Source organism: Nocardia sp. NPDC052112, assembly GCF_040680135.1.
Taxonomy (GTDB): Bacteria; Actinomycetota; Actinomycetes; order Mycobacteriales; family Mycobacteriaceae; genus Nocardia.
In genome coordinates this window covers 89,169-95,972 of the sequence record NZ_JBFAWD010000023.1, presented here as the reverse complement: position 1 = coordinate 95,972, position 6,804 = coordinate 89,169, and the positions used below count along the sequence as shown (strand labels likewise).

General features: G+C 67.1%; 6 protein-coding genes. 2 read left to right on the top strand and 4 right to left on the bottom strand.

Annotation, left to right across the window (positions count from 1 at the left end):
* The first annotated feature begins 522 nt into the window (after positions 1-522).
* Positions 523-1,338 carry a DUF4352 domain-containing protein gene (locus tag AB0L58_RS33900; RefSeq protein WP_364393410.1) on the top strand — a complete coding sequence of 272 codons (816 nt, stop codon included), beginning with the start codon at positions 523-525 and terminating at the stop codon, positions 1,336-1,338.
* Here AB0L58_RS33900 and AB0L58_RS33895 read toward each other — a convergent pair.
* The 3 genes from AB0L58_RS33895 to AB0L58_RS33885 all read right to left on the bottom strand — a co-directional run bounded on the left by AB0L58_RS33895 (position 1,291) and on the right by AB0L58_RS33885 (position 5,288).
* On the bottom strand, positions 1,291-2,259 hold the full coding sequence (locus AB0L58_RS33895; protein WP_364393408.1) for a patatin family protein: 969 nt from the start codon (positions 2,257-2,259) through the stop codon (positions 1,291-1,293). The genes AB0L58_RS33900 and AB0L58_RS33895 overlap by 48 nt on opposite strands.
* A gap of 74 nt (positions 2,260-2,333) precedes the next feature.
* Positions 2,334-4,139 carry an acetyl/propionyl/methylcrotonyl-CoA carboxylase subunit alpha gene (locus tag AB0L58_RS33890; protein ID WP_364393406.1) on the bottom strand — a complete coding sequence of 602 codons (1,806 nt, stop codon included), beginning with the start codon at positions 4,137-4,139 and terminating at the stop codon, positions 2,334-2,336.
* A 237-nt stretch (positions 4,140-4,376) separates the two neighbouring features.
* Positions 4,377-5,288, bottom strand: a complete 912-nt coding sequence (locus tag AB0L58_RS33885) for a sulfurtransferase (RefSeq protein WP_364393404.1) — start codon at positions 5,286-5,288, stop codon at positions 4,377-4,379.
* A 167-nt stretch (positions 5,289-5,455) separates the two neighbouring features.
* On the opposite strand from AB0L58_RS33885, the gene AB0L58_RS33880 reads away from it, so the two are divergent.
* Positions 5,456-6,241, top strand: a complete 786-nt coding sequence (locus AB0L58_RS33880; protein ID WP_364393402.1) for a transcriptional regulator — start codon at positions 5,456-5,458, stop codon at positions 6,239-6,241.
* Here AB0L58_RS33880 and AB0L58_RS33875 read toward each other — a convergent pair.
* Entirely contained in the window at positions 6,167-6,802 is a 636-nt protein-coding gene (locus AB0L58_RS33875; RefSeq protein ID WP_364393399.1) for a nucleoside triphosphate pyrophosphatase, read from the bottom strand. The genes AB0L58_RS33880 and AB0L58_RS33875 overlap by 75 nt on opposite strands.
* Between the last annotated feature and the right edge of the window lie 2 nt (positions 6,803-6,804).

Genomic DNA, 6,804 nt, shown 5'->3' with positions numbered 1-6,804 from the left:
GCGCAGGCGCATGCCTCGACCAGGGTCGGCCATCCGGCTCCGGCAGGGGCTGAAACGCGTGCTCCGGCTGGGGCGGTGACGGATGCTTCGGCTGGGGCAGAGATGCTCGTGCCGACGCGGATAGCGACGCAGCTGCCGACCTCGGGGGAGAGGCTTACTCCGGCAGGTGCGGAGATTCATGCTTCGGCTGGGGCGGTGACGCCTGCTCCGGCTGGCGTAGAGAGGCTCGCGCCGACGCGGGCAGAGACGCATGCTCCGCTAGGGGCGCAGGCGCATGCCTCGACCAGGGTCGGCCATCCGGCTCCGGCAGGGGCTGAAACGCGTGCTCCGGCTGGGGCGGTGACGGATGCTTCGGCTGGGGCCGAGAGGCTCGCGCCGACAAGGGCAGAGCTGCCTGTCTCGGCACAGGTACAGACACCTGCACGCACTCCATCGGCAGAATCACCAGCGCCACTGGTCAAGTCGCCGACGCCGCTCAATCCCACCAAGGTTCTCCCCGAGCCCGGTCCAACCCCGACGCTCGTGGCAACCCGACTGGCACCGGGCCCGGTCACACCGCCACAGCATTCACCGTGGTCGCCGCATCATGTTGCGGTCCAACCGACTCCGGTTGTCCGGCCGCGCACTCCGGCAAAACGAGTTGCACCACAACCGAAGCGGGCACGATGGCGCGCGCCGGTCGCGCCCCGCTGGACGGTCTCACAGCGTCGCCCATGGATCGCACCACCGCCACGCAAGCTTCCGCGTCGGCGCCGTAAGTCCTTCCTGTCCAGGCTGATCGGCGCACTCGTCGTCCTATTCCTGACCCCGTTCATGCTGGCGGCGGGCTGTGCCGCGCTGATCGCCTTCGGCAATACCGGCAGTGGTGGCGGCTCGCGCACGGCCGATCCGTCGGTCGCGGTGCGCGACGGCGATACCGCGCAATCGGCCGAGCCGCCCGCGCCGGTACCGGCCGGCCTGAACAGTCCGGTGCGTGATGGCAAGTTCGAATTCGTGGTCACCTCGGTGGATTCCGGTGTCCCGCGGATCGGATTGCAGAACGCCAGCGGCTCCTATTCCGTCGTCACCGTGGCTGTGCGCAATATCTCCGATGAGTCGAAATGGTTCCTGCCCGTCGGCCAACGTCTGGTGGACACCCAGGGCCGCCAGATCGACCACAATGCGATCGCGACCATGTGGCAGACCACCCAGCGCCGCTACGGCTACTCGTTCGAGCTCCAGCCCGGACAGTCGGCCACCACCCAGCTGGTCTTCGATGTCCCGCCGGACGCCACCCCGAGCCGACTCGAACTACACGACTTCATGCTCTCCAACGGCGCCACCGTCGAGCTCAACTAGCGCGGCCAGGGATGTGAGCACGGCTTGCCGCCCGATCGTCAACGCCTCGGAGAGCAGCACGGTGTCGCGCGCGGCGCTGTCGACATCCGGGGAGCCGAGAGGCGGGTGGATCTGCAGCGCCGCAGCGCCGAGGCCCGCCAGGATGCTGTCCTCGACATCCTGTTGATACGGCCGTTGCAGCCAGGCGCGGTAGGCCCCTGGTGCCCGGACGCGCAGATAACTACCCCCGACGATCTGGTGCAGCCGTGGCGCGGGCGGGCGTCGTTCATCGGTGCGTCGGGTGCGCAGCACCAAGGCATGCGTCGCACCGTCGCGCACCGCGGTGCGGATCGGCACAGTTTCGGACAGCCCGCCGTCGAGATATTCGGCACCGCCGAGCGGCACCGGCGGACCCGCGAGAATCGGCAGTCCGGCCGAGGCCCGCAGTGCGGTCATCAGCGTGGGCTTATCGACGATGTGGCGGTGCAGGTCGACGGCGTGCCCGGTGCGGGTATCGGTGCCGATCGGATGAAAGGTGGTGGTATTGGCCAGAATCGCCGGAAAATCCATCGGCACGATGCCGTCGTAGACCTGGTGCACCAGGTAGTCCAGATCGAAGGCGGGCCGACCGCGCAGCAGCCGGGCCGGATCGACCGCGCGTCGCATGATCACCGGATCGGTCCAGGATCGCATGCCCGACAGCGCACGCCCACACAAGAACCACGCGGCGTTGATCGCACCCGCCGAAGTGCCGTACACGGCATCGAAGATCGAGGCGAGGCCGAGTTCCTCCAGCGCCTGCACCATCCCGCTGGAGTAGACGCCACGGCTGCCACCGCCCTCGATGATCAAGGCGAGGCGATATCCGTCGGCGCGGCTGGCTGATTCACGTCGGTCGCGGATAACCTCCGCGACGGTGGGCACGACGGCAGAGCTGGTCACCGGACCACGATACGACAGAGCGGGCGCGGACGTGGGGGTCCAGCGCCCGCTCCGAGACGGTCTTCGCCAGCTGTTTACTTGATCTCTGCCAGCACGGTGCCCTGGGTGATGGCCGCGCCCGCCTCCACGGACAGTCCGGTGACCACACCGGCCTTGTGCGCGTTGACCGGGTTCTCCATCTTCATGGCCTCGAGCACCACGATCAGATCGCCCGGCTCGACCGACTGGCCCTCTTCGACCGCGACCTTCACCACGGTGCCCTGCATCGGCGCGGTGACCGCGTCACCGGAGGCCGCGCCGCCACCGGCGCCGCCACGCTTGCGCGGCTTGGGCTTCTTGCGGATCACCCCGGCGCCATTGCTGCCCGCACCCGCGGCGCCGGCGCCGACGGTGAAGTTGCCCGGCAGCGACACCTCGACCCGACGCCCACCGACCTCGACGACGACCTTCTGCCGCGGCTGCTCCTCGTCCTCGTCAGCGGCGGCACCGGCCGGGGTGTACGGCTCGACGTTGTTGACCCACTCGGTCTCGATCCACTTGGTGTAGACGTCGAACTTCTCGCCGTCACCGATGAATGCCGGATCCTCGACGATCGCGCGGTGGAACGGGATGACCGTCGCCAGCCCCTCGACGTGGAATTCGGCCAGCGCGCGCCGGGCCCGCTGCAGTGCCTGCTCCCGGTTCTCGCCGGTGACGATCAGCTTGGCCAGCATCGAGTCGAACTGCCCGCCGATCACACTGCCCTGCACCACACCGGAATCGACACGCACACCGGGGCCGCTGGGCTCCTCGTACACCGAAACCGGACCCGGTGCGGGCAGGAAGCCGCGGCCGGCGTCCTCACCGTTGATGCGGAACTCGAATGCGTGACCGCGCGGCGTGGGATCCTCGGTGATCTCCAGCTCATGGCCTTCGGCGATGCGGAACTGCTGACGCACCAGGTCGATACCCGCGGTCTCCTCGGTGACCGGGTGCTCGACCTGCAGGCGGGTGTTCACCTCGAGGAAGGACACGGTGTCGCCCTGCACCAGGTACTCCACGGTGCCGGCGCCGTAGTACCCGGCCTCCCTGCAGATGGCCTTGGCCGAAGCGTGGATCCGCGCGCGCTGATCATCGGTAAGGAACGGCGCGGGCGCCTCCTCGACCAGCTTCTGGAACCGGCGCTGCAGCGAGCAGTCGCGGGTGCCGGCGACCACCACGTTGCCGTGCTTGTCCGCGATGACCTGCGCCTCGACGTGGCGGGCCTTGTCCAGGTACTGCTCGACGAAGCATTCACCGCGACCGAAGGCCGCGGTGGCCTCGCGGACGGCGGAGTCGAACAGCTCCGGAATCTCCTCGATGGAGTGCGCGACCTTCATACCGCGACCGCCACCACCGAAGGCGGCCTTGATCGCGACAGGCACGCCGTACTGTTCGGCGAACGCGACCACCTCGGCCGCGTTCTTGACCGGATCCTTGGTGCCGGCCGCCATCGGCGCCTTCGCGCGCTCGGCAATGTGGCGCGCGGTGACTTTGTCACCGAGGTCGCGAATCGACTGCGGGGAGGGACCGATCCAGATCAGCCCGGCGTCGATGACGGCCTGGGCGAAGTCGGCGTTCTCGGAGAGGAATCCGTAGCCGGGGTGGACGGCGTCGGCGCCGGACTTGGCCGCGGCATCGAGAATCTTGTCGAAGACGAGGTATGACTCGGCCGAGGTCTGGCCGCCAAGGGCGAACGCCTCGTCGGCGAGCTTCACGAAGGGGGCATCGGCATCCGGCTCCGCGTACACCGCGACACTGCCGATACCGGCATCCTTGGCCGCCCGGATCACGCGAACGGCGATTTCGCCTCGGTTAGCTACGAGTACCTTCGATATCCGCGCGCTGGCATGGCTGGGCACTGAGCCTCCTGTTAGCAATCTTCTTGGTCGCCCCGTGGTCGACATACTTCCGTCTCGGGGGAGTGTAGGCAGTCTGCCAACAACCGCCGCACTCGGATAGGCCTACTCCACAGTAGGTCACGGATCACACGCGCGGCGTTACCGTCAGGCCCGGCGGCCGCGGCCTGCGTGTCCAGGTTGGACTGGGAAGGCCGCGATCGGATACCGCGGTCGGCTGTGATGCGCCCCTGATCACGCCTATCGGGCTCGCGCCTTGCGGGTACCGGCCGTCCGCGCCGCACCCGGTTCATACCCCTTGGCAATCGGCATGCGAACCGAGTTGCCCCATTCGGTCCAGGACCCGTCGTAATTGCGCACGCTGTCGAAGCCGAGCAGATAGGTCAGCACGAACCAGGTGTGGCTGGATCGCTCGCCGACTCGGCTGTAGACGACCAGATCGTCCGCCGTCGAGAGTGCGCCATAGATATCGTCCAATTCGGCGCGGGAACGGAAGCGGCCGTCACTGCGGCAGGCCTCGGTCCACGGAATGTTCGCCGCGGTCGGAATGTGCCCGCCGCGCAGCGCTGCGTCCTCGGGATCGACCGGTGGTCGGATCAGTTCACCGGAGTACTCTTCGGGGGAGCGCACATCGATCAGCGGCCTGCCGAGATGGGCGAGCACATCTTCCCGGAACGCCCGCACCGAACCGTCGTCGCGCCGAACCGTCGGATATTTGCTGCGCGACAGGTACGGCAGATCGAAGGTGGTATCGCGCACGGAGATCCACGCATCCCGTCCGCCGTCGAGTAGTCGGACATCCGGATGCCCGAACAGGGTGAACACCCAGAACGTGTGCGCGGCCTGCGCGTTGCCGCGATCACCGTAGATCACCACGGTATCGTCGCGCGCGATTCCCTTGGCGCGCATCAACTCCGTGAACCGTGCACCATCGATATAGTCACGCGTAACCGGATCGTTGAGGTCGCCCCGCCAATCGATCTTGGTGGCGCCGGGAACGTGACCGATGTCATAGAGCAGGATGTCCTGGTTGGACTCGATGATTTTGAGTCCCGGCGTGCCGATGTTTGCCGACAGCCACTCTGTGGTTACTAGTCGGTGAGGATGTGCGTACGCACCGAAAGCACGATGAGGGTCCGGGGCAACGGGCACGATATGAGTCCTTCACACGAGGTAGACGGGTGGTAACAGCGGTTCGGGTCTCACGCCGATGTTGGGTGTGAGGCGTTAGTGAAACTCGTTTCAGATCACAAATCGGCTGAATGGGCGAATAAATCGCACCCTCATCCGATAAAGTCTCCCGGGAGGAGGGGTGAGCTATGTCCGATTCTTGGCCGAGGCGTCGACTGCTCGCGATCCTACGTGGCGCCAGCGAACCTCTCGACGCCCAAGAACTGGCCAGAATCACCGGACAGCACGTCACCACTGTTCGGTTCCATCTGGATGTGCTTACCAGGGAATCGCTGGTAAGGCAGTTCCAACAGCCGCCGCGCGGCCGTGGGCGCCCACGCATCGGTTACAGCGCGGTCCAGCGATCGGTTGGTTATCAGGAACTGGCCCAGGTACTCGCCGACCAGCTGGGCCCCGATCCCCGGCGTCGCTCCGAGGCGGCCATTGCCGCCGGACGCGCCTGGGGCGCCAAACTCGACGCGGGTGACCACGCGGTCGAATCATTGGAGGACGCCAGAGACGTCACCATGACGCTGATGTCCGAGCTCGGTTTCGCACCCGAGCGCGATGTCGCCGCCGAGACCGATGATCAGGTCCTGATCCGGCTCACCGCCTGCCCGCTGCGCGAACTGGCGCGCACCCATTCCGAGGTGGTGTGCGGCGTGCACCTGGGCCTGATCAAAGAGGTGCTCGACCGCAATGGCGTGCGCGGCGAGGCGAACGTCCGGCTGCAACCCTTCGTCGAGCCGGAGCTCTGCGTGGTCCGATTGGAACTCATGGCACGGCGGGAGCCGGAGCGCGATACGACACCGGTGCCGATCGGTGCGGAGGCCGGTGCGGAGTCGCGGATCGCGCCGCCGTCAGCTGGGCGAGTGGCGCCACAGTTGCGCAATGCCGACCCCAACGTCGCCAAGCAGTCGGCGCAGCAGTGGTAGTCCGATCCCGATAACACTCGATGGATCGCCATCGATGCGATCGACGAACCAGCCACCCATGCCATCGAGGGTGAAAGCCCCGGCGACCTGCAAGGGCTCGCCGCTGGCGATATAGGCGTCCAGCTCTTCGGATTCGGGCTTGGCGAAATGCACTGTGGTGGAACTGCAGTCGACGGATTCGGCGACGATTTCGCCGTCTCGCATGCGCAACACGCAATGGCCAGTTATGAGATCCGCACTGCGCCCCGCCATCGCGGACCAGCGGGCCCGCGCTACCTCGGGAGTATGCGGCTTGCCCTGTAGTTCGCCGTCGACGAGCAGCATCGAATCACAGCCGACCACAACGCAATCGGCGGCGAAGTCCGGAATCGTGGCGGCCACCGACCGCGCCTTCGCCCGCGCGAGCTCGACCACGACGACTTCGGGTGCCGTACCTGGTGGCAGTGCCGCGGCAACGGCGTCCTCGTCGACATCGGAGATCCGGACGACCGGCTCGATGCCTGCCGAGCGCAATACCGCGCGGCGGGCGGGCGACGCGGAGGCGAGAACGAGTCTCGTCATCC